The organism is Synechococcus lacustris str. Tous (genome assembly GCF_003011125.1).
GTDB lineage: Bacteria > Cyanobacteriota > Cyanobacteriia > PCC-6307 > Cyanobiaceae > Synechococcus_D > Synechococcus_D lacustris.
Map to the genome: position 1 here is coordinate 21,732 of NZ_PXVC01000005.1, position 25,068 is coordinate 46,799.

Below are 25,068 nucleotides of genomic sequence, written 5' to 3' on the forward strand. Positions count from 1 at the left end.
TGAATCAAGCCTCTAAAGTTAAAGGTATATTAGGATGAATCTTTTGGAATAGGGCATAAAATCCAATTAAAATTAACAATATCCCAATGGGATAGTTACATAATTTTTCCATCCCACCATCACCAAGGCCAAGGCTCAGAAAAGGAAGATTACCATAAAAACCTATGGTGTATAGAATATTAAACAATAAAAATAAAATTCCAAATCCTAGTATAAAAAATCCAAGCCTTCTATTTAAACGCTGCTTTGCTAGACTAATTCCCATCAGAATAAATGCAAAAGATGCTCCATAAGCATTTAAATATGCGCCCACAATATGCCTAGCAATTTGCATATTCTCGGGATTTAGACCCACCATTGCAACACCAATGCCACTAGTGATAAACAATGAGGTTGCCATAAAGCCAAGTGCTCCTGGCATTAAGCGAGCACGAAGCAGAATTGCTCCTATGCCTATAGTAATTCCAGACAACACGAAACTTGAATTCATCCAATGGTGCTCTGGTGAGCACACATAACGTGCAGCATGTTGAATATTGCCGAGCAAGATGCCACAACTTGTAGCACCAAGATCACTAATAAAATTTATGCTTGGGCTATAGGGTTTTGGCCACGTACTTGCAATCCACCACTGCATCAAGAAGCTTTGAATGGAAACTATCCAGACGATTGCTCCAAGTTTCAAGGCAACCCCATTGCCTACAAGCCCACATGTGCGGTTTTTGCCCATACCAATCTTTTTGGTTTAAAAGCCATCTTTAAACTAACCCAAGGGATCACTAAAAACCAATGCATAAGATATGTGTTGGCAATTAATAAAGTTAATCCTGAGCTGGAAGGTAGGGCCGGGCCTTCGCTAAAGCGGCTGCCGGCACGTTTAATCGCAAGGGCGCTGAAACCTACCGTTGATATTGATAAAGGCCAGAGCAGTGGAAACTCACGCCAGGCTAATGCAGCAAATAAATCACCATAAATTGCCACTGGTAATGCATATTGGAGAAGGAAAAACACTAATAAATCAAGCCTTTGTTTAATGCTCAGCTTGTTTGATATCAGAGCAGGCCAGTAATCAAGGTAACGCTGCAAACCACCCTCAGCCCAGCGCTGCCTTTGGCGCAACAGGGCACCCCAACGGGTAACTGGTTCCTCTTGCACCGGTGGATTCCAGATCACACCAATCGCTTCTCCAGCTAAAAGCAAACGAAAGCTCAGATCTAAATCATCGGTAACTGTGTCTTCATTAAATCCACCGCAGGCAAGCAACACCTCGCGCCGCAGTAGTTGTCCATTACCCCGTAATTCACCAATACCCCCAGAACAAATCCGACCCTCTTGCATCACCGCATCAAAGGCCATCTCAAGGGCTTGGGAGCGGGTTAGCCAACTGGTTTCAGCCTTATCCACAGCCTTGCGCAATTGCAGGGCACCCCATTGGCGCCGTTGCAAATGCGGCAGCAAACGCATCAACAGATCTGGAGCAAAGCTGGCATCTGCGTCTAACACCATCAACCAATCAGCTTTGAGCTGGGGCAATAGGGCATTGAGGGCTGCGCTCTTGCCACCACCTGAATCCCGCAGGCGATGCTGCACGTGAAGGAAAGGAAAATGTTGTTTAAGGCCTTCCAGGATCTTGGCGGTGTTATCCAAGCTGCCGTCATTCATTACCCAAAGGTTGAGCTGATCCTTGGGGTAATCCAAATCCGCCACCGCCTGCACCAAACGGCCAATTACGGCCTCCTCGTCCCTGGCGGCCACCAGCACATCAACCCGGGGCAGCTGGTTGGCCCCATCCACAGGCAAACAAGGCTCCATATCAACGCTGCTGCTAAACATCGTGCGCAAGCCATAGCCGCACAGCAGTAACGCTGCGCCTAATGCCGGCAGCAGGCCCCGCAAGGGACCCAGCCAATGGGGTGCTGCCCCAGCACCTAAACAAGCCAAAACAAAAATTAGGGCCTTGCGCCTACGGCCTTCGGGCCAACACAATTGAGTGGAATCGCCTTCAGCCATATGGCGTTTCCTCCCCAATGGCACCAACTTTAAGGGAATAGCTACCTGGGCAAGCTTTTCAACTTTTCCAAAACCGTGCCCGGGAAGTAGTACTTGAGGATTTGAGCACTGCTCCAGCCCTTTTGGGCCAATTCGATGGCACCGGCTTGGGAAAGGCCAACCCCATGGCCAAAACCAGCGCCATCAAACCGCCAAACCCCAGGCTCTTCTTTTACAACCACAAAAAGTGTGCTTGGTAATTGGCGCAGGCGCCTGCGGATTTGATCCCTACGCAAATTCAATGAACCCTCACTGCCCTGCACTAAAAGGTCCACCACCCGGCCGCTGGGGCCCCGCTGCTGCACCAACAAGTTTTGAACATTGCCCAATTTCGCTGAAGCGGCAAGGGCGGCAAGCTCTTGGCTGCTGATCCGCCGCTGCCAGCGGTGGCGCGGATGGGCTGCACCATGCAGGTTGGCACCATCTTCCAGCAATTTATTGAGCCCAACCCCTTCGATGATTGGCAAGGGAAAACGTTTTTTCTCGCTACCTGGGCCATCCAGCTGGGCCTTTAGATAGGGCAGGGAACCACCCCCCCAACCCTCCTCAAACCCAGCTGAAACCCCGCCATTAGAGGCGCTGTAAACCCCATGGACCGGTTTTCCCTTCCAGGTGAGCAATAAACCTTTGCTGGCATCAAGGGCCAGCCGCAATTTGCTGCCCACCTGGCTTGGGTCGCCGTAAACCTGGCATTGGCTATCGGCGCAAAGGTGATAACCATCGATATGAAAGCGCTGTTGGTTAGCCAGGGCCCAGGTGCGGGCCAACACCGCTTGGGCAGCCTGGGCAGCGGCGGGGGCAGAAGCACCAATCTCATGGGGTACCACCCCCTGCAGATAGGTTTCCAAAGGCACCTGCTCAACTAGGGCCCAGGTGCCATAGGCATCCCGTTGCAAGCGGAAGGGTCCGCCATAAACGCCGCCATTCCAAAGCAACCCCCGGGGTGCTTTCAATTGAATCGGTCCATCAAGATTTAAAACCTGGCCGGCTTGCCTTAACTGCGGCTGCCAGTGCAGGCGATTATTCAAACGCACCTCGCTGCTAATTCCATCAGGGGCTGGGCTTTCAAGGGGGGCCCACACCTCCCAATCCCCCGGCCGCGCCAACAGGGGCTGGGCACCCTTTAAACGCCAAAGGCGAGCCTGCTCATATGCCGATTCATAGCTGGGGAAAGGTCCCAACACCCGCCGCTCCACCAGCAGCGGCCGAGCCAAAGGCTGGCGCACCCAATGGATTTCAAAGCGATCCGCCTGGCGTTGAACCCCCTTGCTATCCCGCAGGGTGAGCAACCCTGCTGCTGCCCTTAATTCCAGGGGTGCAGCGGCGGCCGGCAAGCGCTCAGCAATGCCCACCCACACCACGGGGTTACTGCCGGCTATGGCTGGCGGCGCCTTAGTGGGCCAGTGCAGGGGCAGATCAGCGGCCTGCAATTCGCTTCTACAGGCGGCCATTAAGGCCAAGGGCACAAATAAGGCGAATGGAACTAAACGCACGCAGCTAGGCAAAAGGGAGGTTGAGAAGCTAGTTTGGTTGTTTGCGCGCCATACGTTAGAGATGCCGAAGCTCAAAACCCGCCGGGCCGCCGCCAAGCGTTTCCGCATTACGGGCAGCGGCAAATTCATGCGTCGTCATGCATTTCACAACCACCTGCTAGACCATAAAAGCCCTAAGCGCAAACGCTTTTTGGGCACCATGGCAGTGGTGGATGAAACCGACCACGACCGCGTAAGCCTCATGCTTCCCTACGCCAGCTGATCGCCGGCTGCTTCATTTTTTATTCCTACCTGCATTTATTTCTGAACCATGGCCCGCGTTAAGAGGGGCAACGTTGCCCGTAAACGTCGTAACAAGATTCTTCGCATAGCCCGCGGTTTCCGTGGTGGCAACGGCAGCTTGTTCCGCACCGCTAATCAGCGGGTCATGAAGGCCCTATGCAATGCCTATCGCGACCGTCGCCGCCGTAAGCGCGATTTCCGCCGCCTTTGGATTGCTCGCATCAATGCCGCTGCCCGCATCAATGGCCTCAGCTACAGCCGTCTGATGGGCGGTTTGAAAAAAGCTGATGTGCGCATTAACCGCAAGATGCTCTCTCAAATTGCAATCCTCGATCCCACCAGTTTTGAAAAGGTGGTGGGTGCCGCTAAGGCTTGATGGAAATAACACTGCCCCAGGCCTATCTACTGGGCTTGATTGGCCTGCTTGGCCTGGTGGCAGTGGTGGTAGCCCGGCAGGTATTGAGGGTGAGGAAAGATGAGGCTCGCCTGGCCAAGTTGGAGCTGCAGTGCAGTGGCAACACCAAGGCGGAAGCCGCCAGCCTCTATGAACTTGGTTCGGTGCAATTGGATAAACGCTTATTTGCTCAAGCTGTTACCACTTTAAAAAAAGCGGTTAAACAACTTGACAATGAACCGGAAGAAGCCCAGGCCCTTGTGCAAAATGCCCTTGGTTTTGCATTAGCTGCTCAGCAAAACCATAACGATGCGATTCGTCATTACCGGCTCGCCTTAAGGGCAAAGGCTGAATATCCTGTGGCCCTAAATAATATGGCCTATTCCCTAGAGAAGCAGCAAAAACTCAGTGATGCAATCAATACCTATGTTCAAGTGCTGGAACTAGAGCCAACGAACCCAACAGCAATCAAACGCTTAAAATTACTTAAGCCAGAGGCAATACCAAACAAGTAAATAAAAGTTATATAATAGCTACAATCAACTTACCAAAGGCCGCGCACCGCAGGGGCTGGGGCGCTATTTGCAACAGGTGCTAGCTCAAGGATTGCACCAGCACTGGTGAGCCGCGGGCCCTCCCAACTACTTAATTTCAACATTTCCAAACCTTGGAATTCACCACCGGGCTCCAAGCCAACTGGCAATTTATCACCTAGTAATAACATCTCCATTTGATCGCTTTTAGCATTTATATTTGCCTGCACCGGCACCGATTGGCCGCCTAAAGTGAGCACACCAAATAAATCTAAACGCTGGCCAATTGCCACAAGGCGATTGATATTTAATTCAGCAACTATGGAACGGGGGGCATTTTTTGTACTCAGGGCACCGCGCCACTGGCGCGGCATGGTGCCAACTAAATATTGGGCATAGGCCTCTGGATCGAAATTATCAACTTGAATGCGATCTGCATTAAGGGGATCCAAGGGCTCCAATCTGAGCAAACCAGAATCCACCCCAGCGGGTGGTTTAAATGGCACAAAAGCCGGCGGTGTTGCCGCTAGCAGGGGCAAGGTAAGCAACAGCGGCATCACAGGATGGAGCTCTGCCCAAACCGTAGGGGGTTAACCCCCATAAATGGCTTTCGCCCCGCCAGCTCTTGATCCGTTCTGCCCCCCAGCCATGCAAAACAACAACATGATTACCACTGCAGATCCACTGCTAATTGGCGGCCGAGAGTTCAGCAGCCGTTTGATCACCGGCACCGGCAAATATCCAAGCATCGATGCCTTGCAGCAAAGCATTACCGCCAGTGCCTGTGAAATCGTTACGGTTGCCGTAAGGCGTGTGCAAAGCAATGCCCAAGGCCATGGCGGCCTGATGGAAGCAATCGATTGGTCGAAAATCTGGATGCTGCCCAACACCGCAGGTTGTGCCACCGCCGCAGAGGCGATCAGGGTGGCCCACCTAGGACGGGAACTAGCGGCCCTAGCCGGCCAATCGGATAACAATTTTGTGAAGCTTGAGGTGATTCCCCCAGGGCCCCACCTGCTGCCGGATCCAATCGGCACCCTGGAGGCCGCTGAAACCCTTGTGAAGGAAGGCTTTGCCGTGCTGCCTTATATCCATGCCGACCCAGTGCTTGCCCAAAGGCTGGAGCAGGTTGGTTGCGTAACGGTGATGCCGCTGGCCTCACCGATCGGCAGTGGCCAAGGCCTAGCCAACTTGGCCAATATCCGTTTGATCATCGAAGCAGCCCAGGTTCCCGTGGTGGTTGATGCCGGCATCGGCATACCCAGCGACGCTGCCCTCGCGATGGAAATGGGCGCTGATGCCGTTTTGATCAATAGCGCCATTGCCCTGAGCGCCAACCCCGCCCGCATGGCCAGGGCCATGGCTTTGGCCACCACCGCAGGCCGCGAGGCCCTGCTGGCCGGTGCAATGCCCCGCCGCAGGGAAGCAAGTGCCAGCTCACCAACAACCGGCTTGGTGGGCAGTTGATCCAAGCATCTGGGGCCCTTTGCAATTCCTACCGGGATCCCTGTAGTAGCTTGCCCTGATGGAGCCGGGCTCCAATCGACAGGAGACATGCGTGAAGGTCTTGGTGCTCGGTGGTGACGGCTTCTGCGGCTGGCCCTGTGCCGTGAACCTCGCAGATGGTGGCCACGATGTGGTGGTGGTAGACAACCTCAGTCGCCGCAAGATCGACATCGATCTGGAGGTTGAGTCCCTCACCCCCATCAGCAGCATCGGCGAGAGGTTGCGGGTATGGGAGGAAGTGGGCGGTAAACCAATGCGGTTTATCAACCTTGATATTGCCCAGGATTACGACCGCTTAGTGGAACTGCTGCGCCAGGAGCAACCGCAAGCGGTGGTGCATTTCGCTGAACAGCGGGCTGCTCCCTACTCGATGAAAAGCAGTGTTACAAAGCGCTACACCGTTGATAACAACGTAAACGGCACCCACAACCTGCTCTGCGCCATCGTTGAAAGCGGCCTGGATGTGCACATAGTGCACCTGGGCACCATGGGGGTTTATGGCTATGGCTCCCATCGCGGTGCCACCATCCCCGAGGGTTACCTCACCGTTGAGGTGCCCCAACCAGACGGCAGCCGTTTTGTGGAAAAAATCCTGCATCCATCGGATCCAGGCAGCGTTTATCACATGACAAAAACGCTTGATCAACTGCTTTTTCATTACTACAACAAAAACGACGGCATCCGCATCACCGACCTGCACCAGGGCATCGTGTGGGGCACCAATACAGAACAAACCAGCCGCGACCCGCGCTTAACCAACCGTTTTGATTACGACGGCGACTACGGCACCGTTTTAAATCGCTTCTTAATGCAGGCGGCCATCGGCTATCCCCTCACCGTGCACGGCACCGGCGGTCAAACCCGCGCCTTTATCCACATCCGTGATTCCGTGCGCTGCGTGCAACTTGCCCTTGAACATCCCCCCAGCGCAGCTGAAAAGGTAAAAATCTTCAACCAGATGACCGAAAGCCATCAGGTTGGTGCCCTAGCTGAAAAAGTAGCTGCCCTCACTGGAGCGAGCATCAACTATCTGCCCAATCCCCGCAAAGAAGCGATTGAGAATGATCTGATCGTTGACAACCGCTGTTTTATCGAGCTTGGCCTTGAACCCACCACCCTCGATAACGGTTTGATGAATGAGGTGGTGGATGTGGCCAAACGCTATGCCGATCGCTGCAACCGCAGCCGGATCCCATGTGTGTCTGCCTGGACCCAAACCCAGGCCCAGGCCTTAAACCAGGGCTAAGGCTTTGAAAATTGCCTTCTTCACCGAAACCTTTCTGCCCAAGGTGGATGGGATTGTTACCAGGCTCACCCGCACGGTTGAGCAACTGGTAATTGCTGGCGATGAGGTGTTGGTTTTTTGCCCAGAGGGGGCACCCAGCAGTTTTGCCGGTGCCCGCATCGTTGGGGTGCCAGCGATGCCGCTGCCCCTATACCCCGAGCTCAAATTGGCCCTGCCACGGCCAGCGGTATCTGATGCCCTCGATCAATTTCAACCTGATCTGGTGCATGTTGTTAACCCAGCCGTGTTGGGTTTAGGGGGCATTTGGCTGGCAAAAACCCGTGAATTACCACTGGTGGCCAGCTATCACACCCATCTGCCCAAATACCTCGAGCACTACGGCATGGGCATGTTGGAGCCGCTGCTTTGGGAATTGCTCAAGGCGGCCCACAACCAAGCTCAGCTGAATCTCTGCACTTCAACGGCCATGGTGGCTGAATTGCGCAGCCATGGCATTCAACACACCGCCCTTTGGCAACGGGGTGTTGATACCGATCTATTTCAACCGGAACGGGCTCGGCCTGAAATTCGCAACCGCTTGCTTGGCAACCACAGCAACAGCGATGCCCTTTTGCTTTATGTGGGCCGCCTATCAGCTGAAAAACAAATTGAACGGATTCGGCCCGTGCTTGATGCCCTTCCCCAAGCCCGTTTGGCTTTGGTGGGTGATGGACCCCATCGGCAGCAGTTGGAAAAAGTATTTGCCGGCACCGCCACCACCTTTGTGGGTTACCTAGGGGGGGAGGAACTGGCTGGCGCCTATGCCAGCGCTGATGCCTTCCTGTTCCCCTCCAGCACTGAAACCCTAGGCCTGGTGCTACTGGAAGCTATGGCCGCCGGCAGCCCGGTGGTGGCCGCCCGCCGCGGCGGCATCCCCGACATCGTTACCGATGGTGTTAATGGCTGCCTATACGAACCGGATGGCCCGAGCGATGGGGCTGCCAGCTTGATTGCTGCCACTAAACGGCTACTGGGTAACCACAATGAGCGGCAGCAACTGCGGCAGCAGGCCAGGGCGGAAGCGGAACGCTGGGGTTGGGCTGGCGCCACCGCTCAACTGCGCAATTACTACGGCCAGGTGGTGGGTTTAGCGCCTGAATTAGTTAAAGCAGCTTGAGCTGGCATTTTTTTAAAAAATACCTCCATTAGTTTTTTCACCATCGGCGCTGAAACCGTACCGCCATAACCACCGCTATTTTCGGCAAACGCAACGATCACAAGCTGCGGCTTTTCGGCTGGGGCATAGCCACCAAACCAGGCATGGTCTGGCCTGGGTGGATCCTCGCCAGTGCCGGTTTTACCTGCCACTGCCGGCAGATTTGGATCGGCTAGCACCTTTGCCGTACCTTCCGTTACGGCGCGGCGCAGGCCTTGATGCAACATCTTGATTGTGTCTGCTTTTAAACCCATTCCTTGCGGTTTTGGCACATGCTTACCCTCCACCAAATGGGGTGTTACCAAATTGCCACCATTTGCTACCGCTGCATATAAACGAGCCATTTGTAATGGTGTTACCTGCAATGCTCCCTGGCCAATTGCAGAGGTAATTGTGTCTACGGGCGTCCAAGCTTCTTTCAATACCTGCTTTTTCCAGGCGGCATCACCTAGCAAACCAGGTGATTCTTCCGTTTTTAATTCAATACCCGTATAACTGCCATAACCAAAACGCCTAGCCGCCTTAAATAATTCCGCCTCACCCACCTTTAAACCAACCTGGTAATAGAAACTATTACTACTAACTGCTAGGGCCAAGGGAAAGCCAATCGCCCCAAAACTACCGTGGTCGCCGTAGCACATCCCCGCATAGCAAAATGAATTAAAGGTTGGCAATGTTGATTTAGCATTCATCAAGCCAGATTCAATACCTGCGGCGGTGGTAACAATCTTGAAGGTGCTGGCCGGTGGAAATCCCTGCAGCGCCCTATTTAATAATGGAGCCTCAGTTCGATTAAGAAATTTCCACTCGGCTGTGTTGATATTACGCGAAAATATATTTGGATCATAATTAGGTTTACTTGCCATTGCTCGCACCGCTCCGGTGCGAGGATCTAAGGCAACGATCGCTCCTTTTGCAACGGTTCCCAAGGCCTCATCTGCAGCCCGTTGTAGATCCAAATCCAAGGTGAGGGTGAGATCTTTTCCTGCTTTTGCCTGCTTATCACCCAATACCCTTTGCACCTCACCGGCAGCATTAACCTCCAATTGCTGGCCTCCCCATTCGCCCCTTAGGTGATTTTCATATACAGCTTCTATGCCGATGCGGCCAATGCGATCTTGGATGCGGTAACCCTTCTCTTCTAAATACTGATATTCAGCATCAGTAATTGGGCTGGTGTAACCCAACACATGGGCACCGAGGGCGCCGTAGGTATAGGAGCGGCGATAATCCTGATCCACTTGTAAACCCTGTAAATTCGCCTGTTGTTCCTTTAAACGCAGCACCTGATCAGGTTTTAAATCAGCGATTAATTCAATGCGATAACCATCGGGGTTAAGGCCACTTTGGCGCTGATGATTTAAACGATCAGCCGGTATTTGCAGCAAATTAGCTAAACGCGGTTGCAGTTGCTGCCAGCGGGCATCATTGAGCTCCTTAGGTAATAAATAAAGGTTATAGGTGAGGCGATTACCGGCCATCAACCGGCCGCGGCGATCCAATAACCTGCCCCGCATTGGCGAACGGGGCACTAGGCGCACCCGGTTTTCATCGGCCAATACGCGATTTTCGCTGCCATGGGCCAATTGCAACCAGGCCAATCGGCCTGCCATTGCAGTTAATAGGGCAATAATAAAAATCAGCAGCAAAGCCGGCTGTTGATCCATGCCGCTAAAACGCTGGCCTCGGCGCCCCATGGACGGGGTCATTTAATCAATAGTTTTTGCAATGCACTTAAACGCTTTGAAATAGCAGCTAAGCGCTCACTTAAATCAACTGTTTCTGCAGGTGGTTCTGAAACGGTTACCTGCACCGTTACTAAATCGTTGCTATCAACAGGTGCACCTTGAAACTTTGCCAAGGCCTCCTGCACAAGCCGTTGGGCCGCCTGCAACCCCAAGTTCAAAAGCGGATTCGAGGTTGGGGATTGGCTCATGAGTTGCGTTAACGCAGCTGTTGCACACCGGGTTGCAAGATTAACGGACGGCAAAACTGTTGGGCGCCCATAAACCAACCGCCTAAACCAGCAAGCAACACCAAACCACTGATTGGCAGCAGGGCATTGCGGGTAACGGGGTCAAGGCTCCACTCCTGCCATTCCTTAAGCCAACGGTCGCGGGAGAAACGCCGCTTCTCGGCCCGTTGGGCTTGGCTGCGGCGCTTAAGCGACTTAGCCACCCAGCGCTCAAAGGCCCGTTTTTTTGTAACCGCCATCTTGCGCTCCAGTTCCAGCAACTGGCCAGCGGTGAGCTCAGGATTAAAGGTACTGATCAATTCAAGGCTTTTAAGGAACATTTCCACTGCCCCTGCCTTGATAGCCCTTTCTTCTTCACTGAGGCCGTCCCACACCACCTCGGGATAGAAACGCAGTCGATTTTTTAGAATTTGCTCCTCTTCCATCTGGCCCGGTTCCCGCAGCCAGCGGTCGGTGTTGGCATCAAAGCGACGCCAATAGAGGAATGGATTCAGATAGATGGTTTTACCAGCAATCTCGATGCTGTCTTGCTGCAACCTGCGTTGCAGCTGGGGATCCTGCTGAAGCGAAGCGGTGGCGCCCACAGGTTTAGGTAAGGGGCCTAATTTTATCGCTGCTGGCAAGGGCGCACCAGTCTTGACAGATCCGCGAACCTTGGGCTGGGCCACCCCTGCCTGTCAACGCCATCCATGGCCAAGTCCCGGTGACACAAGACCACCGGGCAACTATTACAAGCTCAACTATTCCCATTCAATGGTGCCTGGGGGTTTACTGGTGATGTCGTATACAACTCGGTTAACACCCTCCACCTCATTAACAATGCGGTTTGAGATGCGTTCCATCACCTCGTAGGGCAAGCGCGACCAATCGGCGGTCATGCCATCTTCACTGCCAACACAACGCAACACGATTGGGTAGGCATAGGTGCGTTTATCACCCATTACCCCCACACTGCGCACGGGCAAAAGCACGGCAAAGGCCTGCCAAATTTCGTGATAGAGCCCCGCATCACGCACCTCCTCCCGCACGATTAGATCTGCATCCCTAAGGATTTGTAATTTCTCCTCATTCACCTCACCCAAAATACGAATAGCAAGGCCGGGTCCGGGGAAAGGATGGCGCCTAACTATCTCCTCTGGTAAACCTAAACTACGGCCAACTTTACGCACTTCATCTTTAAATAAACGCCGCAAAGGCTCAACAAGTTTAAACTGCAAATCCTTTGGCAAGCCTCCAACATTATGGTGACTTTTTATTTTTACTGCCACCCTTTCGCCGGTTTTTGGATCAACATTAGTGCCAGCACTTTCGATCACATCAGGGTAGAGAGTGCCCTGGGCTAAGTAATCAAAAGGCCCTAATTTTTTACCTAGTAGCACTCGCTTATCTCCCACCTGAGCTCGCACTGAGGCGATTGCCTCATCAATAAATACATCGGTGGTCCAATCGGGGGCACAGCCACAAATGTGATAAACAAAATTGCGCAATAGCGCCATGCCACAACTTGAATGCACCACCTCTGGGTGAAATTGCACGCCGTAAAGCCTGCGCTGGTGGTTGGCAACAACTGCCTCTGGAGTGTTATCGGTGTGGGCTAATCGACTAAAACCCTCTGGCAGGGCCACCACCGAATCCCCATGGCTCATCCACATGGTGGAACCATCGTCCACATTGGTTAGTAGATCGGTGGGATCATCAACCCAAAGCGGTGCTTTGCCGTATTCACCCCGCTCCGAGGCCTCCACCCGGCCCCCCAATTGCTGCACCATCAACTGCATGCCGTAGCACACACCAAGCACTGGTATTCCCAATTCCCAGAGGCCCGGATCGCTTACTGGTGCGCCATCTGCATAAACGGAATTCGGGCCACCGCTGAGGATGATCCCCTTTGGCGCCAACTCCCGCAGCTGCTCCAATGTGGTGGTGTGGCTTAACACCAGGGAATACACCTCGGTTTCCCTCACCCTGCGGGCGATCAACTCCGAATACTGGGAGCCGAAATCGAGGATCACGATGGCTGGGCGACGCCCCTCCGCCCCCTCTAGGCCGGCCAGAGCAGCGGACATCAGCAAAAAGGCATTCGCTCTAGCCTAGGGGCAAGGGGGTGGAAACCAAAATTCAGCCTGGGAACCAACGGCCCATAGCCGTCTGGAGCGATCAAATAGGGCCGCCCCCGGCTTGAGGCTAGAACCCACCGTTTCCCGCAGATAGGTGCTGCAGCGCTGTTCAATGCTGGTGGCAATGCGCCGCCGCAGGCGCTGAGCAAGCAATGGTTGCTGCAGTTCCAACTGCACCATGGCCTGCTCCACCGTGGCGGCCTCCCATAATTTGTGCAGCGCTTCCCCCTGCAAACCCTCAAGGGCGGCAAGGGCTGTAAGCACCTCCGCACGACCATCGGCCAGATGGTGATGGGTGTGAAAAATACCCCCCGCTAATTTCAATAATTTGCCGTGGTAGCCAAACAACAACAGCCGCTCCACCCCAGCCGCCGCTGCCGCCGCCAAAAGGGGCCCAAGCCAATTGCCAACCTTGAGTAATTTCGCTTCTGAGATACCCAGCTGGGGCGCCAGGTTTAAGCCGTTTTCACCCACCACCAACACCAATTCTTTGCAACCCTCAGGGGTTTCCAGCCGGCGTTGCAATTCAGCTAATGCCTGTTGCAAAGCATCTGGGCCAGCACTTTGCTGCACCTTGGCCTGGTTACCAATCAAAGCCAAACCTTCCACCACACCGAAAGCGGCATTGCTGGTGCGTTCCGCCAGAACCCTGCCCCTGGGAATAATCAATTGCAAAACCAACTTGGCTTGCGCTGGCAGCAGCGGCAGCAAGTTGATTTCCAACAACTCACGGGCATAGCTGGATAAACAGAGCTCACCAGAATCAGCAAATACGCCAAGGCCTTCTCCGGCCATCAGCTGCAGCCTCTGCTCGCCAGCACCCCAATGGGCCTCAACCCAAATCATTAGGCCCCTGGTGAGATCCAGGGCCGCACCCCCTTCACACACAGCCATCGCCAAACAGCGACCCTCCCCCAGGGGTGCCACCGCCTGCACTGGCAACAATTCAGGCTGCTGCGCACCTCGCTCAAGCAGCAATGGCTGTTCATCGCAGAAGGGTTCACCTAGCAATTGCTGCAGGGCTGCCCTAGCCGCGGCCGCCACCCACACCGGCAGGGTGTAACCAGAGGCACCGAGCTCAGCCATACAGAAACGAAAGCTTCAGGGGGGAAATCGACTTATGGAGGATCATTTTTTATCCTGATCTATTGCCTCCGCCCCCCGCAGCCATGCAGGACAAGCTCAGCCTGATGATCCCCGGCCCAACGCCTGTGCCTGAGCGGGTATTGCTAGCGATGGCACGCCACCCAATCGGCCACCGCAGCGCTGAATTTCAAACGATTGTGGCCCGCACCACCGAACAATTGCAGTGGTTGCACCAAACCAAAAACAACGTTTTGGTGCTGGCTGGCAGCGGCACCGCAGCCATGGAAGCCGGAATCATCAATGTGCTCAGCAAGGGTGATCGGGTGCTTTGCGGTGATAACGGCAAATTTGGCGAACGCTGGGTAAAGGTGGCCCAGGCCTACGGCCTTGATGTGCAAGTGATCAAAGCCGAATGGGGACAACCCCTAAATCCTGAGGATTTCCGCGAAGCTTTAGAAGCCGATGGCGCTAAACAAATCAAGGCGGTAATTATCACCCATTCAGAAACATCCACAGGGGTGATTAATGACCTTGAAAGCATCAATAAGCATGTGAAAGCCCACGCTGAAGCACTGATCATTGTTGATGCTGTTACCAGCCTTGGTGCCACCGATGTGCCCATTGATCAATGGGGTTTAGATGTGGTTTGTTCCGGCTCCCAAAAGGGTTACATGATTCCCCCTGGCCTTGGTTTTGTGGCCATGGGCGATAGGGCCTGGGCTGCCCATAAAACTTCTAACCTTCCCAAGTTCTATTTAGATCTTGGTAAATATCGCAAATCAGCGGCTGATAACAGCAATCCCTTCACCCCAGCGATAAATCTCTATTTCGCCCTTGAAGCTGCTTTGGAAATGATGCAAACCGAAGGGCTAGAAGCGATCTTTAAGCGCCACCATCGCCATCGCCATGCCACCACCGCTGCCATGCAGGCGATCGGCTTGCCCCTATATGCAGCTGCAGGCTGTGGCAGCCCTGCGATCACAGCGGTTGCCCCCCAGGGCATCGATGCTGAGCTGATCCGCAAGGTGGTGAAAAAGCGTTTCAACATTCTTTTGGCTGGCGGCCAAGACCACCTCAAGGGCCATGTATTTCGAATTGGCCACCTCGGTTTTGTTTGCGATCGCGACATTCTTTGCGCCGTTGCTGCGATCGAAGCAGCCCTACAGGAGCTAGATGCTGCCCCCAATCCAATGGGAGCTGGTGTAGCAGCTGCTGCCGCTGCACTCCAATCTGTTTAACCTGCAACCGCCAGACCCTTTCCCAATGCGTTTTGCACTGATCTTTGCTAGCGGCCTCATGGCCCTAAGCCTTGTTGCCTGCCAACAAAATCCAGAAAAAGCAGAAAAAAAGGCGGAGGTGGCGATTTGCGAGAACCTCGCCGCCGTTGGTGATGCCGTTGAAAACGTGCAAGCTCTAACACCCACCTCCACGGTGGGTGATGCGGTGAAGGCACAAAAAAGCCTATTCACAGCAATTACCAACCTAGAAAAATCAGAGGATGCCCTAGAAAAAGCCCGTGTACGCGATCTGCGCGATCAATTGAAAGCCTTTAACGCTGATGTGGAAAAGGTTTCCAAACAGAAAAAACTCACCCTTGAGCAAGCGGCCCAAGAACTACGCACCAAAGCCCAGCCTTTGATTGCTGCCCGTCAACGGGCCCTGGCCGAAGTGGATTGCATCGAGGAGCCAGCCACCAAACCATAGGTTTGCTAACTTTGAGCAATGCGGGTGTAATTCAGTGGTAGAATGTCAGCTTCCCAAGCTGAACGTCGCCGGTTCGAATCCGGTCACCCGCTTGCTCTTTTCATAACATAAATTAATAATTTAGACGTTTATTAACTATAAAAATGCTTTTCTGGGTTTAGATAATCTTCAATTCACTCGCGCTTTTTAATTAGCCCTAGCACCTGGGGGCCACGCGCTTTTGCCCTGCGTTCGCAATCAAGCCCTTTAAGAATCAATAAACCAGCCTCTTGCAATTCACCTTTAGCCGCAAGAACTTGCGCCTGTTGGTGCAAAGTTTCAGCCTGCTGCAATAGTTTTTGCCTTTCTAAACCGCCATCTGTTGCGGGCGTAGCTACTAAAGATGGTTTTAGAGGTAGTTTTAGCTTTGTTGCCGTGACCATGGCAGTGATGTTGCCCTTATTCCAATTAAACCTACATTGACAAATTTCTGCGCCAAAAGCAAATCCAAATCTTCAGGTACCCGGTTCCTCACGGTTATCTCCTAAAGCTTCAATCCTTGTGCGCAATTCCTGAATACGAGTTTGATCACCACTACCTACAGCTACGGCCAAGGCGAATTCAAGTTTTTCAAGCAGATGACCACTCTCCACATAGCCCCGTTGCTCACAACCGGGATTGATGGATTTTTGGTATTGAGCCTGGGTGAAGGTGCCCATGGTTCGCTTTCTTTTCATTTTGACACGTTGCGCAAGCTTTCGGAGGCTCAACGGGCTTGAACTAGGGGCAACTCCTTCAACCTGGTGGTGTAGCTGGGTGATAGATGGCCGCGGCGCATAAACCAAGGGGGCTGCAAGCCCGTTACCGCCCACTGCAAGGTGCCGGCACCAAAGCGACCATTGAGCTGATCCACCAATTGCATCAAAGCTTCCCGCCTTTGCTGTTGCTGCGGAGATAAAGACACAAATAAATGCTGCTGCAATTGGCCTAGGGGCTGCAGTTCCTGCAACAGCACCCCCGCCTTATGGAAGCGGTAACCCCTGCGAAATAGCTGTGCCACCAGGGGTAAAGCCGCCTGCAACAACACCGTGGTGTCGTTAGTAGCTAGGGGCAACTTAACGGTGGCACTGTTGCCATAGAAACCCGATTGGAATGGGCTGGTGCGAATAAATACCGTGAGGCAAGCGGTTAGTTGGCGTTGGCGCCGCAACTTCTCAGCCGCCCGCACCACATAGGTGGCTACCGCCTCACGCAATTGCCGTAGATCCTCAATTGGTTGGCTGAAACTACGGCTCACGCAGGTTTCCCGCTTGGGGGTGGGCCCCTGCACCAGGGGCAAGCAACTAATGCCGCGCAGCTCCTGCTGCAGCCGCAAACCCACCACCCCCCATTGACGCTTCACTAGGGCAGGGTTGGCTTGGCTCAAGGCCCAGGCCGTAGTTAATCCCCGCAAGCGGCACCAACGGGCCAACCGTTGCCCCACTCCCCAAATCTCCTCCACCGGCACCGCCTCAAGCCAGGGTTCCAAAGCAGCTGCCGTTGGAAAGCGAAATACCCCAGCTCGAGCCGGATCCACCTTGGCCAAACGGTTAGCCAATTTTGCAAGCACCTTGGATGGCGCCATGCCAACCGCAATCGATAGGCCGAGTTGTTGCTTCACCAGCACCCGCAATTCCGCCCCCCAAGCCAACAAAGCCCCAGCTTCCAAAGCTGGTGTGCGGGCAAAGGCTTCATCCACGGAATACACCTCCAACTCCGGCACCCGCGCCCCTAAACAAGCCATCACCCGTGCACTCATGTCGCCATAGAGGGCGTAGTTAGAACTGCGCACCACCACCCCAAGGCCTTGCAACTGTTGCGCCACCTTGAAATAAGGGGTGCCCATGCCAATGCCCAGCTGGCGCGCCTCACGGCTGCGGGCAACGATGCAACCATCGTTATTCGACAACACCACCACCGGCCGCCCCTGCAACAAGGGATCAAAGGCCTGCTCGCAGGCGGCATAGAAGTTGTTGCAATCAATCAAAGCCAAGGTGCTAGCCACTGGCTCAAAGCGGATGGATTACATGGGTGGCAACCCCCCAGATCTGCAGCTCCATGGCACTTGTTAGATCGATCGGGGGATAGGCGGGATGGGCGGCCTGTAAACGCAAACCACCGCGGAAACGCTCCAACCGCTTCAAGGTGAAGGCCCCTTCAAACACAGCCACCACCACCCGCCCCGGCCGCGGTTGCAGGCTGCGATCCACCAGCAGCAGGTCGCCATCAAAAATGCCAGCCCCCTGCATCGCTTCACCACTCACCCGCCAAAGGAAGGTGCTAATCGGATGGGGAATCAACAGCGAGTTGAGATCCAATCCCGCCTCGATGTAGTCGTCGGCAGGGCTGGGAAAGCCACCCACCACCATGGAAGCAATACATCTGTACTGATCTTAGCCCTGTTCTGGGGTTTCTGCCTGGGACCAGTCTTCCCAAACCACCTCAGGGGTTTCCGCTGCAGGCTGGGCCAATAGGGAGCGGCAATCGGCCAAAAGAGCTTCCACCGTTTGCAAGGAGGCCAATTCCTGGGGATGGGGCGAGATCTCATGCTGCAACTGCAGCTCCATGGCCGCCAGCCGCTGTTCCAACTTCACAAGCCGGTGGGAAAGGGTGGCGAGGGTTTCCGCCAACCCTTCAGTGCTGCGACTGATGCGAAACGAAATTGGTTCCGGCACGGAATCGGCAATGGTTGCTGCGATCACAACACAAAGCAGCCCTCAACTCAAGGGAAGCCCCATAAACCGTATCGAGAACCACAGAAAAACCCTAGACAGACGCCAAGCAATCGATACCTTGGGCCCAGTTGATCGGCGTAGCAATGGCGCATTTTCAAGGTTCGGCTTTAAAACTGTTGGCATTGGCCCTCGCTCTTGGCAGCATTAGCTACGGCAAACCAGCTGCTGCAGAGGAAGCAGGCAATAAAGGGGCCGAGATCTATTGCTTCATGCGTCAGGCGGGCAATCCCCATGGGGTGAGCTGGGACGCGGCCTATGCCCGCATCAAACGTCAAAGCAGTGGCCTATTTAAAACCTCACCGGAACACGCCGCTGTGCTGATCACAGAAACGGTGGTTACCAATAAAGATAAATACAGCAGCTGTGCGAAATTCCTCGGTGCCCTCTATTCAGGCCGTGAGGAAGTGGGTGTTGACAGTATTCCAGGTGCAAGTGCAAATCCCAGCAAAAGCTCAGACACCAGCCGCTACAACTACTGAATTAGTAATGGCAAAGGGTTTTTGGGCCAACGTTGCTGCCGTTGGCCTGGGGCTGCTCATGGTGGCGGCTTGCCGGCAGGTAAAACCTGAGGTTGATAGTTGCCTAAAAGATGTGGATGCCAATGCCCTGCCCCAAGCCCTAGAGCGCTGTAATCGCGTGGTGGCAGCCCACCTAAATGATCCCAGGCCCCTAAACGATCGTTTCCTATTGCATACCCTGCTGCAAAATAAAGCGGCCGCCTGCGCAGACATCAGCAAAGCAGCGGCGATGGTGAAAACAAAAGGCGATCTAAAAGATGAAATTGAAGTGCGCCTCGATAGTTGCCGAATTCCCTAAAAAATCACTATTTCTGTAGTGGTTAATTTATTCCTGCAGTATTTCATTAAGCATCTTGGCGAGGGGCTGACGCTGCAATAAACGCCGCCTGCCGGCAAGCACCACTTCGATGCGATCGGCCTTACTAAGAATCAGTGCATCGATAAGAGCATCAGCGCTGCCAAGCTGCAACCAATGGCTGGTAACCGTGCTTTTGCTGCCGAGGCGATGGCAACGATCTTCCGCCTGTTCGGCATCACCTGGGGTCCAGGGGCGCTCCAGCAACACCACCTGGGAAGCCCGTTCTAAACCGAGCCCAATGCCACCAACCCCATAGGTGGCAAGCAACAGATCGCTGCTGCCAGCTTGAAAGCGCAATAGCCGTTGCTGCCTTTGCAGCAGGGGCACCTGTCCCGTTAGCAACTCGCCCCCTAAAAAACGCTGCAGTTGGGCCAGTGGTGCCACAAAACTGCTGAATAACACCACCGCTTCGCCAGCGGCGCGCAGCTGCTGCACAAGGCTGATGGCGGCTGGCAATTTCTGCAAAGCGCATAAACGACGCATTGCCGTTAGCAGGGCAAGGGTTTCTGCGTCGGATCGCACTAAACCAGCAGTAGCCCGTTGGCGATAGTTTTCCAGCCGTTGTTGCAGGGCGAGATCAAGGCGTTTCTGCTGGGAAGCAGCCAGAAGCACAGGCCGGAAACAACGCAGCTTTGGCGGTAGATCCAAACAATCGGCTTTGCGGCGAAACAACAGTTGCGGCCGCAGCAACCGCTGTAGTTCCTCCAGCCGGCTGGCGCCTTGGCAATCCCACACCATGCGGGCACCGGCCTGGCGCCAATGGCCATTGCAAAACAATTCCTCGTAGGCGCGCCGATCGCGGGCCAAAGGATGGCCAATCGCCATCAACAAGGGAAGCAACTGCACTGGCCGGCCATTTTTAAGCGGTGTGCCGCTCAGCAACCACACGGCCCGCATCCGTGGATGACGGGCCAAACGCAACAGGGCCTGGGTGCGCTTGGCATCAATGTTTTGGGCGAAGTGGGCCTCATCCACCAGCAACACCACCCCAGCAGGGGGGGGCTCCTGGGGCAAGCGGGCCCAACTGAGCAACTGGGGCGCTAATTCAAGGCTTAAAGCTTCCCGCTGCCAGTGCTGATGCAACGCCACAGGGGCAACCACTAACAGGCGCGAGTCGCTGCAGCGCAGCAAGGAACGGGCGGCGGCTAGGGCCGTGATCGTTTTGCCTAGGCCCATTTCATCGGCCAGCACTGCCCCCCGCCGGGCCAACAGCCAACGCACCCCTGCCCTTTGATGGCGCAACAGCTGCCGGCCATCGCTAAGGGGCGCGTTTAAATCGGCCGCTGCCACCAAATTGGCGTGGGTTGGCAAGGGGGGAAGGGGATGATCTACCGCCTCAAGCCATTGCTGCAGGGCTGGATCTATGGGGAAATGCGCACCAAACTGGTTTTTGAGCAGCTGGGCTGCCTCAAAGGGAAATAACCAACCTTGATGGCGGGAATGCCAAAAACCCCGGGGCCGAATCCGACGCAATTGCGCCACCGTAACGGGATCAAAAGGGCAACGAAATAAAACGTCCCCGGCGGCGGTAAGCGAAAAACCGTTAACCACAACCAACGGAGCCAAGAATAAATTTAAAGCTTTTTAAACGCAGCACAAGGGTTGGAGCTAAACCAGAAAAAAGAGCCAAAAGTGCAGCCTTAAACACATTGACACTGGGCTTACAGACCCCACACTTGAGGCATATCCGGGGGGTTTCGGATGCATGCAAGCGATGCGGTGTTCCTTGAGGAACTGTGTCCCAAGCTCCGAGTGCGCCATTGGCGTCAATCGCTTCACGAACACACGCAAAGGTGCTGCATCTACTGCGGTAAACCCTCCGAATCCATAGATCATGTGTTGCCCCGCAGCCGCGGCGGTTTAAGCGTTACCGAGAATTGCGTGCCCTCTTGCCTTTCCTGCAACGGCCACAAAAGCGATTCCGATGCTTTTCAGTGGTATCGCCGCCAGCGTTTCTACGATCCACGCCGGGCCATGGCGATCCGCGCCTGGCTTGATGGCGACCTCAGATTGGCGATTCGCCTCTTGCAATGGGCTACCCCAGACCAAAACTCCGAAGCAACAACGCCGCAAGCCAACCTAAATTTGCAAGCCGCTTAGTTAGCTCACCACACTTTGCAAGCGGTTGCACTGCTGTATTGCAAACAGATCTGCTCTTGCAGCTGTGGTTGCTCCGGCAGGATTAGTCCAGCCATGGCCACCACGGCAGTGAGGATGGAAGGGGCAACACAGCGCTTAGCCCTAAGAGCGCAAGGGCGAACCCAAGCACGAACCCGCAAGGAAGACTGAGCCATGGAACGCACGTACCAATGAATACGAGTACAGATGTACCCGCGGAGTTGAATTTTGTCAAGGCGGGGCTGCTGGAGCCCCTGCCAGCCGATTTTCAGTTGCTGATAATCGGTGGGGGCTACAGCGGCAAAAGGCTGGCTGCTGAAGTGCAACGCCGCGGTGGCAAGGTGCTGATCACCAAGCGGCAACACCAAAACGCTGATTTCCAGCTGCTGTTCAACAGTGAAACCGGTGAACTGCCGCCCCTGGAGGCCCTAGCCGGCACCACCCACCTGCTCAGCACTGCCCCGCCGGAATTAAGCGGCACTGATCCCTGCCTGCGTTGCCTCGGGCCATTGCTGCAGGAATTACCCCTGCGCTGGGTGGGCTACCTATCAAGCACGGGCGTTTATGGCGATAGCCAAGGGCGCTGGGTGGATGAACAAACTGCCCCCAATGAACCACTACAAGCACGCAGCGCCGCCCGCCTCGCCTGTGAGCGGGCCTGGGCAGATCAAGGCTTGCCCCTACAAATATTTCGCCTGCCTGGAATTTATGGACCAGGTCGCAATCCTTTGGCGGCCCTGAGCCGTGGGCTGGGCAGGTTGGTGCATAAACCAGGCCAAGTGTTTGGCCGCATTCATGTAGACGACATTGTTGGCGCCCTGCTCCATTGCATTGCCCTGGCTCCAGCGCAACGGCCTGCTTTGCTAAACGTGATCGACAACTTGCCAGCCCCCAGCAGCAACACCTGGAGCTATGCCGCCCATCTCTTGGGTTGTGAGCTGCCAGCTTTTCAAAGCTACGCCAGTATCGAGGCTGAATTAAGCCCGATGGCAAAAAGTTTTTGGCAGGAAAACCGCAGGGTAAGCAACCGGCTTTTGTGCGTTGAGCTCGCCTATCAACTCAGATATCCCACCTACCGAGAGGGCTTACGGGCCTGTTTCAACGAGGAGGGTTTTTTGAACCCCCATCAGCTGGATTGATTTGCCGCTGCAAATCATGGCCGAGGCGGTCCCAGCGAATTTCAAGCCAACCGCGCTGCAGGCCAATGCCTAGCCCCAGCAGCAACCCAGCTATTAGCAGCAAACGAAGCATGGCGGCCGGCTTGGAAAGTGTGCCTAAAAAGACTGTGAATTAAAGCGGCTTATGGTGTTCTTAAACTGAAATGTAAACAATAATTAGATGGCAAGGTACGAGTGCTTCACCAGATCTAAGCAGGAAGGAGATTCTCTGATAACCCCTGCCACCAAAGCACTTGAGCAGATCGGTTTCAAGGTGCGCTCGAGCGCTGAAGGTTCAATCAGTTTGATCGAAACAGCTCCCGTGCAGCGGCTGAGGGACCGCGTACTGGTTCAAATGGACCAAACCCCAAACAACGAACTGCAATGCGTTGTGAGCAATGAAGCGATTGCCACCAGCAAACACAACCCTTGCCTCGCTGCTTTTCAAACCCTAATCAACACACTTAATAGCCTGCAGGGAGTGGAGGTGGATTGCCCCGTATTGCAATAGCCCTTGGTGATCCCGCCGGGATCGGGGCAGAGGTGGTACTCAAAGCCATCCAACAAATTCGTGAACTGCAGCCAAATTTCAATCCCCTATTGGTGGGTTGTCGCCACTGGCTGGAAACTAGCTTCGCCCAGCTGCAAGCCCAAGGGATCGGTGGCCTTTGTTCGCCTGCTGAACTTGAGCTGCTGCATTTGCCGCTAAACCATTCGATTAGCCCCGGCCAGGGCAGCGCTGCTAGCGGCAGCGCTGGTTTTGCTTGGCTCACTGCCGCCACCGAAGCAGTGCTAGCAGGCGATTGCACTGCCCTATGCACAGCTCCGATTGCAAAACATTGGTGGCATGCCGCCGGCCACCACTATCCAGGACAAACAGAGCGCTTGGCTGAACTTTGCAACGCAAAAGCTGCGGCGATGTTATTCACCGCTTGCTCACCCCATAACGGCTGGCGTTTTAATACATTGCTTGCCACCACCCACATTCCCCTCAGCAAGGTTTCGGAAAGCCTCACCCCCGCACTATTAGAGAAAAGGATCGAACAACTAAACAACTTTTGCCTACGTTTTAACCCTGCACCAAAGCTAGCAATAGCCGGTTTAAATCCCCATGCTGGTGAAGAAGGGGAATTGGGAACAGAGGAAATTGAATGGATCACACCATTGCTAAATAAGCTTCGCTGCCCCGCAAATAATGGGCAAGCTGGCCTCAATCTAGAGGGGCCAATAGCACCAGATAGCTGTTGGCTTGGGGCAAGTGAAGCGTGGCACCAGCCTGCTGCCGCAGGCCCTAATCAAAAAGCGATGGATGGTTATTTGGCCTTGTATCACGACCAAGGCCTGATCCCAACGAAGTTATTAGCCTTTGATCAGGCTGTTAACACAACCCTTGGCCTACCGTTTTTACGCACCTCCCCCGACCACGGCACCGCCTTTAATTTGGCAGGCAAAGGTATTGCTAGGGCTGAAAGCATGGTGGCTGCAATTAATACTGCCATTGAGCTTGGTTAAATCCCTTGAGCTTGGCTAAATAATTAATAGAGCCCTAAACAGGCCTCAAAAGCATCAATACTTGGTTGTATTCCACTGGCGTGCCATTTGTAACTAAAATCTCAACAACTTCACCCGATTGTTCAGCTTCTAGTTCATTCATCAACTTCATTGCTTCAAGGATGCAAATGGTTTGGCCGATGCTTACCTTGCTACCTATTTGCACAAAAGCATCCTCTCCAGGGGCTGGAGAGCTATAAAAAGTACCCACCATTGGCGCCTTGATTTCAATTAAATCACTGCGGCTGGCTGCAGCTGCAGGGGGGGGCGTTGGCGGAGCTGCTGCGGCTTGAGCCGGTGCAGGCGCGATAGCCACTGGCGCTGCCGGCGGCGGTGCCAGTGGGGCCGGCAAATTGCGACGCACCTCAAGGCGAAAATCATCGCCTTCGAGCTTGAATTCCTGAATGTCGCTGGTGGAAAGGAAATCCAGTAGCGAACGCAATTCCTTTTGGTCCATCTCCATCTCCCTCAGGACTCCCGACCTAGGTAACTGTCGGAACGGGTATCAATTTTGATTTTCTCACCAATGGTGATGAAAAGGGGCACCATCACCTGGGCGCCGGTTTCCACAATCGCTGGCTTGGTGCCACCGGTGGCGGTGTCGCCCTTAACGCCAGGGTCGGTTTGGGTTACTTCAAGCACCACCGAATTTGGCAGTTCCACCTCGATCGGCTTGCCATTCCAAGCCACCACACTCACCTCCATGCCTTCTTTCAGGTATTTCTTGCCATCACCGATTTGCTTTGCGGTGAGGCGGGTTTCCTCAAAACTGGCCATGTCCATAAACACATATTCCTCAGCCTCCATGTAGGTGTGCTGAAGGGTGGATTTTTCCAACAGGGCGGAGGCAACCATCTCGCCGGCCCTGAAGGTTTTTTCCACCACGCTGCCGCTTTGGGCTGATTTCAGTTTCGTGCGCACAAAGGCAGAACCCTTGCCCGGCTTCACGTGGAGGAACTCCACCACGCGCCATACCTGACCATCAAGCTCGATTGTGGTGCCGGTGCGGAAGTCGTTGCTAGAGATCATTCCG

General features: G+C 54.3%; 32 protein-coding genes and 1 tRNA gene. 15 read left to right on the forward strand and 18 right to left on the reverse strand.

What is annotated here, in order from left to right; genetic code table 11:
- Nucleotides 1–4: 4 nt before the first annotated feature.
- From C7K08_RS02250 to C7K08_RS02260, 3 genes are read right to left on the reverse strand one after another with little or no spacing between them, the layout of a single operon-like run.
- A complete protein-coding gene (locus tag C7K08_RS02250) occupies nt 5–730 on the reverse strand; it encodes a DUF998 domain-containing protein (RefSeq protein ID WP_106499028.1) in 726 nt (241 codons plus the stop codon).
- On the reverse strand, nt 700–2,010 hold the full coding sequence (locus C7K08_RS02255) for a glycosyltransferase family 2 protein (RefSeq protein WP_106499029.1): 1,311 nt from the start codon (nt 2,008–2,010) through the stop codon (nt 700–702). Before C7K08_RS02255 ends, C7K08_RS02250 begins: the two co-directional genes overlap by 31 nt.
- A gap of 41 nt (nt 2,011–2,051) precedes the next feature.
- A complete protein-coding gene (locus C7K08_RS02260) occupies nt 2,052–3,542 on the reverse strand; it encodes a SpoIID/LytB domain-containing protein (protein WP_241536972.1) in 1,491 nt (496 codons plus the stop codon).
- Between the two features lie 61 nt (nt 3,543–3,603).
- Between C7K08_RS02260 and rpmI the strand changes: the two genes are divergently transcribed.
- The 3 genes from rpmI to C7K08_RS02275 are packed head-to-tail and all read left to right on the forward strand — an operon-like array spanning nt 3,604 to nt 4,733.
- On the forward strand, nt 3,604–3,804 hold the full coding sequence (gene rpmI, locus C7K08_RS02265; protein ID WP_106499030.1) for a 50S ribosomal protein L35: 201 nt from the start codon (nt 3,604–3,606) through the stop codon (nt 3,802–3,804).
- A gap of 48 nt (nt 3,805–3,852) precedes the next feature.
- Nucleotides 3,853–4,200 carry a 50S ribosomal protein L20 gene (gene rplT / locus C7K08_RS02270; protein WP_106499031.1) on the forward strand — a complete coding sequence of 116 codons (348 nt, stop codon included), beginning with the start codon at nt 3,853–3,855 and terminating at the stop codon, nt 4,198–4,200.
- Nucleotides 4,200–4,733 carry a tetratricopeptide repeat protein gene (locus tag C7K08_RS02275; protein WP_106499032.1) on the forward strand — a complete coding sequence of 178 codons (534 nt, stop codon included), beginning with the start codon at nt 4,200–4,202 and terminating at the stop codon, nt 4,731–4,733. The genes rplT and C7K08_RS02275 overlap by 1 nt, the downstream gene beginning before the upstream one ends.
- Nucleotides 4,734–4,762: 29 nt before the next feature.
- Here C7K08_RS02275 and C7K08_RS02280 read toward each other — a convergent pair whose 3' ends face one another.
- The gene (locus C7K08_RS02280) at nt 4,763–5,308 is read right to left on the reverse strand and encodes a hypothetical protein (RefSeq protein ID WP_133165142.1); all 546 of its coding nucleotides are present in this window, start codon (nt 5,306–5,308) and stop codon (nt 4,763–4,765) included.
- Nucleotides 5,309–5,414: 106 nt separating this feature from the next.
- On the opposite strand from C7K08_RS02280, the gene C7K08_RS02285 reads away from it, so the two are divergent.
- The 3 genes from C7K08_RS02285 (at nt 5,415) to C7K08_RS02295 (ending at nt 8,659) form a co-directional block, all read left to right on the forward strand.
- On the forward strand, nt 5,415–6,218 hold the full coding sequence (locus tag C7K08_RS02285) for a thiazole synthase (protein ID WP_106499094.1): 804 nt from the start codon (nt 5,415–5,417) through the stop codon (nt 6,216–6,218).
- A gap of 91 nt (nt 6,219–6,309) precedes the next feature.
- The gene (locus tag C7K08_RS02290; protein WP_106499034.1) at nt 6,310–7,503 is read left to right on the forward strand and encodes an NAD-dependent epimerase/dehydratase family protein; all 1,194 of its coding nucleotides are present in this window, start codon (nt 6,310–6,312) and stop codon (nt 7,501–7,503) included.
- Nucleotides 7,504–7,507: 4 nt separating this feature from the next.
- Complete coding sequence (locus tag C7K08_RS02295) at nt 7,508–8,659, forward strand: glycosyltransferase family 4 protein (protein WP_106499035.1); 1,152 nt, start codon at nt 7,508–7,510, stop codon at nt 8,657–8,659.
- Here C7K08_RS02295 and mrdA read toward each other — a convergent pair.
- The 5 genes from mrdA to cbiD all read right to left on the reverse strand — a co-directional run bounded on the left by mrdA (nt 8,611) and on the right by cbiD (nt 13,876).
- On the reverse strand, nt 8,611–10,407 hold the full coding sequence (gene mrdA / locus C7K08_RS02300) for a penicillin-binding protein 2 (RefSeq protein WP_106499036.1): 1,797 nt from the start codon (nt 10,405–10,407) through the stop codon (nt 8,611–8,613). The genes C7K08_RS02295 and mrdA overlap by 49 nt on opposite strands.
- Nucleotides 10,404–10,634, reverse strand: a complete 231-nt coding sequence (locus C7K08_RS02305; RefSeq protein ID WP_106499037.1) for a hypothetical protein — start codon at nt 10,632–10,634, stop codon at nt 10,404–10,406. Before C7K08_RS02305 ends, mrdA begins: the two co-directional genes overlap by 4 nt.
- A gap of 8 nt (nt 10,635–10,642) precedes the next feature.
- Nucleotides 10,643–11,257, reverse strand: coding sequence for a hypothetical protein (locus C7K08_RS02310; RefSeq protein ID WP_106499095.1), 615 nt, complete (start codon nt 11,255–11,257; stop codon nt 10,643–10,645).
- Between the two features lie 156 nt (nt 11,258–11,413).
- Nucleotides 11,414–12,739, reverse strand: a complete 1,326-nt coding sequence (gene guaA, locus C7K08_RS02315; protein WP_106499038.1) for a glutamine-hydrolyzing GMP synthase — start codon at nt 12,737–12,739, stop codon at nt 11,414–11,416.
- Nucleotides 12,740–12,763: 24 nt separating this feature from the next.
- Complete coding sequence (gene cbiD / locus C7K08_RS02320; protein WP_106499039.1) at nt 12,764–13,876, reverse strand: cobalt-precorrin-5B (C(1))-methyltransferase CbiD; 1,113 nt, start codon at nt 13,874–13,876, stop codon at nt 12,764–12,766.
- Between the two features lie 83 nt (nt 13,877–13,959).
- Between cbiD and C7K08_RS02325 the strand changes: the two genes are divergently transcribed.
- From C7K08_RS02325 to C7K08_RS02335, 3 genes are all read left to right on the forward strand, one after another.
- Nucleotides 13,960–15,114: a pyridoxal-phosphate-dependent aminotransferase family protein gene (locus C7K08_RS02325; protein ID WP_106499040.1), complete on the forward strand. Its 1,155-nt coding sequence runs from the start codon at nt 13,960–13,962 to the stop codon at nt 15,112–15,114.
- 25 nt (nt 15,115–15,139) lie between these two features.
- Complete coding sequence (locus tag C7K08_RS02330; protein ID WP_106499041.1) at nt 15,140–15,580, forward strand: hypothetical protein; 441 nt, start codon at nt 15,140–15,142, stop codon at nt 15,578–15,580.
- A 20-nt stretch (nt 15,581–15,600) separates the two neighbouring features.
- A tRNA-Gly gene (locus C7K08_RS02335) sits at nt 15,601–15,672 on the forward strand.
- 81 nt (nt 15,673–15,753) lie between these two features.
- On the opposite strand, the gene C7K08_RS15845 is transcribed toward C7K08_RS02335, so the two are convergent.
- The 5 genes from C7K08_RS15845 to C7K08_RS02360 all read right to left on the reverse strand — a co-directional run bounded on the left by C7K08_RS15845 (nt 15,754) and on the right by C7K08_RS02360 (nt 18,300).
- Complete coding sequence (locus tag C7K08_RS15845; RefSeq protein WP_106499042.1) at nt 15,754–16,002, reverse strand: hypothetical protein; 249 nt, start codon at nt 16,000–16,002, stop codon at nt 15,754–15,756.
- Between the two features lie 72 nt (nt 16,003–16,074).
- Nucleotides 16,075–16,278: a hypothetical protein gene (locus C7K08_RS02345; protein WP_106499043.1), complete on the reverse strand. Its 204-nt coding sequence runs from the start codon at nt 16,276–16,278 to the stop codon at nt 16,075–16,077.
- Between the two features lie 47 nt (nt 16,279–16,325).
- Entirely contained in the window at nt 16,326–17,603 is a 1,278-nt protein-coding gene (locus tag C7K08_RS02350) for a Y-family DNA polymerase (protein WP_106499044.1), read from the reverse strand.
- Between the two features lie 4 nt (nt 17,604–17,607).
- Complete coding sequence (locus tag C7K08_RS02355) at nt 17,608–17,967, reverse strand: LexA family protein (RefSeq protein ID WP_106499045.1); 360 nt, start codon at nt 17,965–17,967, stop codon at nt 17,608–17,610.
- Between the two features lie 24 nt (nt 17,968–17,991).
- Nucleotides 17,992–18,300: a hypothetical protein gene (locus tag C7K08_RS02360; protein ID WP_241536973.1), complete on the reverse strand. Its 309-nt coding sequence runs from the start codon at nt 18,298–18,300 to the stop codon at nt 17,992–17,994.
- A 116-nt stretch (nt 18,301–18,416) separates the two neighbouring features.
- On the opposite strand from C7K08_RS02360, the gene C7K08_RS02365 reads away from it, so the two are divergent.
- Complete coding sequence (locus tag C7K08_RS02365) at nt 18,417–18,812, forward strand: DUF6554 family protein (protein WP_106499046.1); 396 nt, start codon at nt 18,417–18,419, stop codon at nt 18,810–18,812.
- Entirely contained in the window at nt 18,745–19,149 is a 405-nt protein-coding gene (locus C7K08_RS02370; protein WP_161955797.1) for a hypothetical protein, read from the forward strand. The genes C7K08_RS02365 and C7K08_RS02370 overlap by 68 nt, the downstream gene beginning before the upstream one ends.
- 27 nt (nt 19,150–19,176) lie before the next feature.
- Here C7K08_RS02370 and C7K08_RS02375 read toward each other — a convergent pair whose 3' ends face one another.
- Nucleotides 19,177–20,760, reverse strand: coding sequence for an SNF2-related protein (locus C7K08_RS02375; protein ID WP_241536979.1), 1,584 nt, complete (start codon nt 20,758–20,760; stop codon nt 19,177–19,179).
- A 150-nt stretch (nt 20,761–20,910) separates the two neighbouring features.
- On the opposite strand from C7K08_RS02375, the gene C7K08_RS02380 reads away from it, so the two are divergent.
- On the forward strand, nt 20,911–21,309 hold the full coding sequence (locus C7K08_RS02380; protein ID WP_106499048.1) for an HNH endonuclease: 399 nt from the start codon (nt 20,911–20,913) through the stop codon (nt 21,307–21,309).
- 5 nt (nt 21,310–21,314) lie between these two features.
- Here the strand turns inward: C7K08_RS02380 and C7K08_RS02385 are convergent, their stop codons facing one another.
- Nucleotides 21,315–21,503 (reverse strand): hypothetical protein, encoded by a 189-nt coding sequence (locus tag C7K08_RS02385; RefSeq protein WP_106499049.1) that lies wholly within the window; start codon nt 21,501–21,503, stop codon nt 21,315–21,317.
- A gap of 15 nt (nt 21,504–21,518) precedes the next feature.
- Here C7K08_RS02385 and C7K08_RS02390 point away from each other — a divergent pair, with 15 nt between their 5' ends.
- From C7K08_RS02390 to pdxA, 3 genes are all read left to right on the forward strand, one after another.
- Nucleotides 21,519–22,466, forward strand: a complete 948-nt coding sequence (locus C7K08_RS02390; protein ID WP_106499050.1) for an SDR family oxidoreductase — start codon at nt 21,519–21,521, stop codon at nt 22,464–22,466.
- A gap of 199 nt (nt 22,467–22,665) precedes the next feature.
- Complete coding sequence (locus C7K08_RS02395; RefSeq protein WP_106499051.1) at nt 22,666–22,995, forward strand: hypothetical protein; 330 nt, start codon at nt 22,666–22,668, stop codon at nt 22,993–22,995.
- A complete protein-coding gene (pdxA, locus tag C7K08_RS02400) occupies nt 22,977–23,996 on the forward strand; it encodes a 4-hydroxythreonine-4-phosphate dehydrogenase PdxA (protein WP_106499052.1) in 1,020 nt (339 codons plus the stop codon). The genes C7K08_RS02395 and pdxA overlap by 19 nt, the downstream gene beginning before the upstream one ends.
- Nucleotides 23,997–24,030: 34 nt before the next feature.
- Here pdxA and accB read toward each other — a convergent pair whose 3' ends face one another.
- Both accB and efp read right to left on the reverse strand, forming a co-directional pair.
- Nucleotides 24,031–24,498 (reverse strand): acetyl-CoA carboxylase biotin carboxyl carrier protein, encoded by a 468-nt coding sequence (accB, locus tag C7K08_RS02405; RefSeq protein WP_106499053.1) that lies wholly within the window; start codon nt 24,496–24,498, stop codon nt 24,031–24,033.
- A gap of 5 nt (nt 24,499–24,503) precedes the next feature.
- Complete coding sequence (gene efp / locus C7K08_RS02410; RefSeq protein ID WP_106499097.1) at nt 24,504–25,064, reverse strand: elongation factor P; 561 nt, start codon at nt 25,062–25,064, stop codon at nt 24,504–24,506.
- Nucleotides 25,065–25,068: the final 4 nt, after the last annotated feature.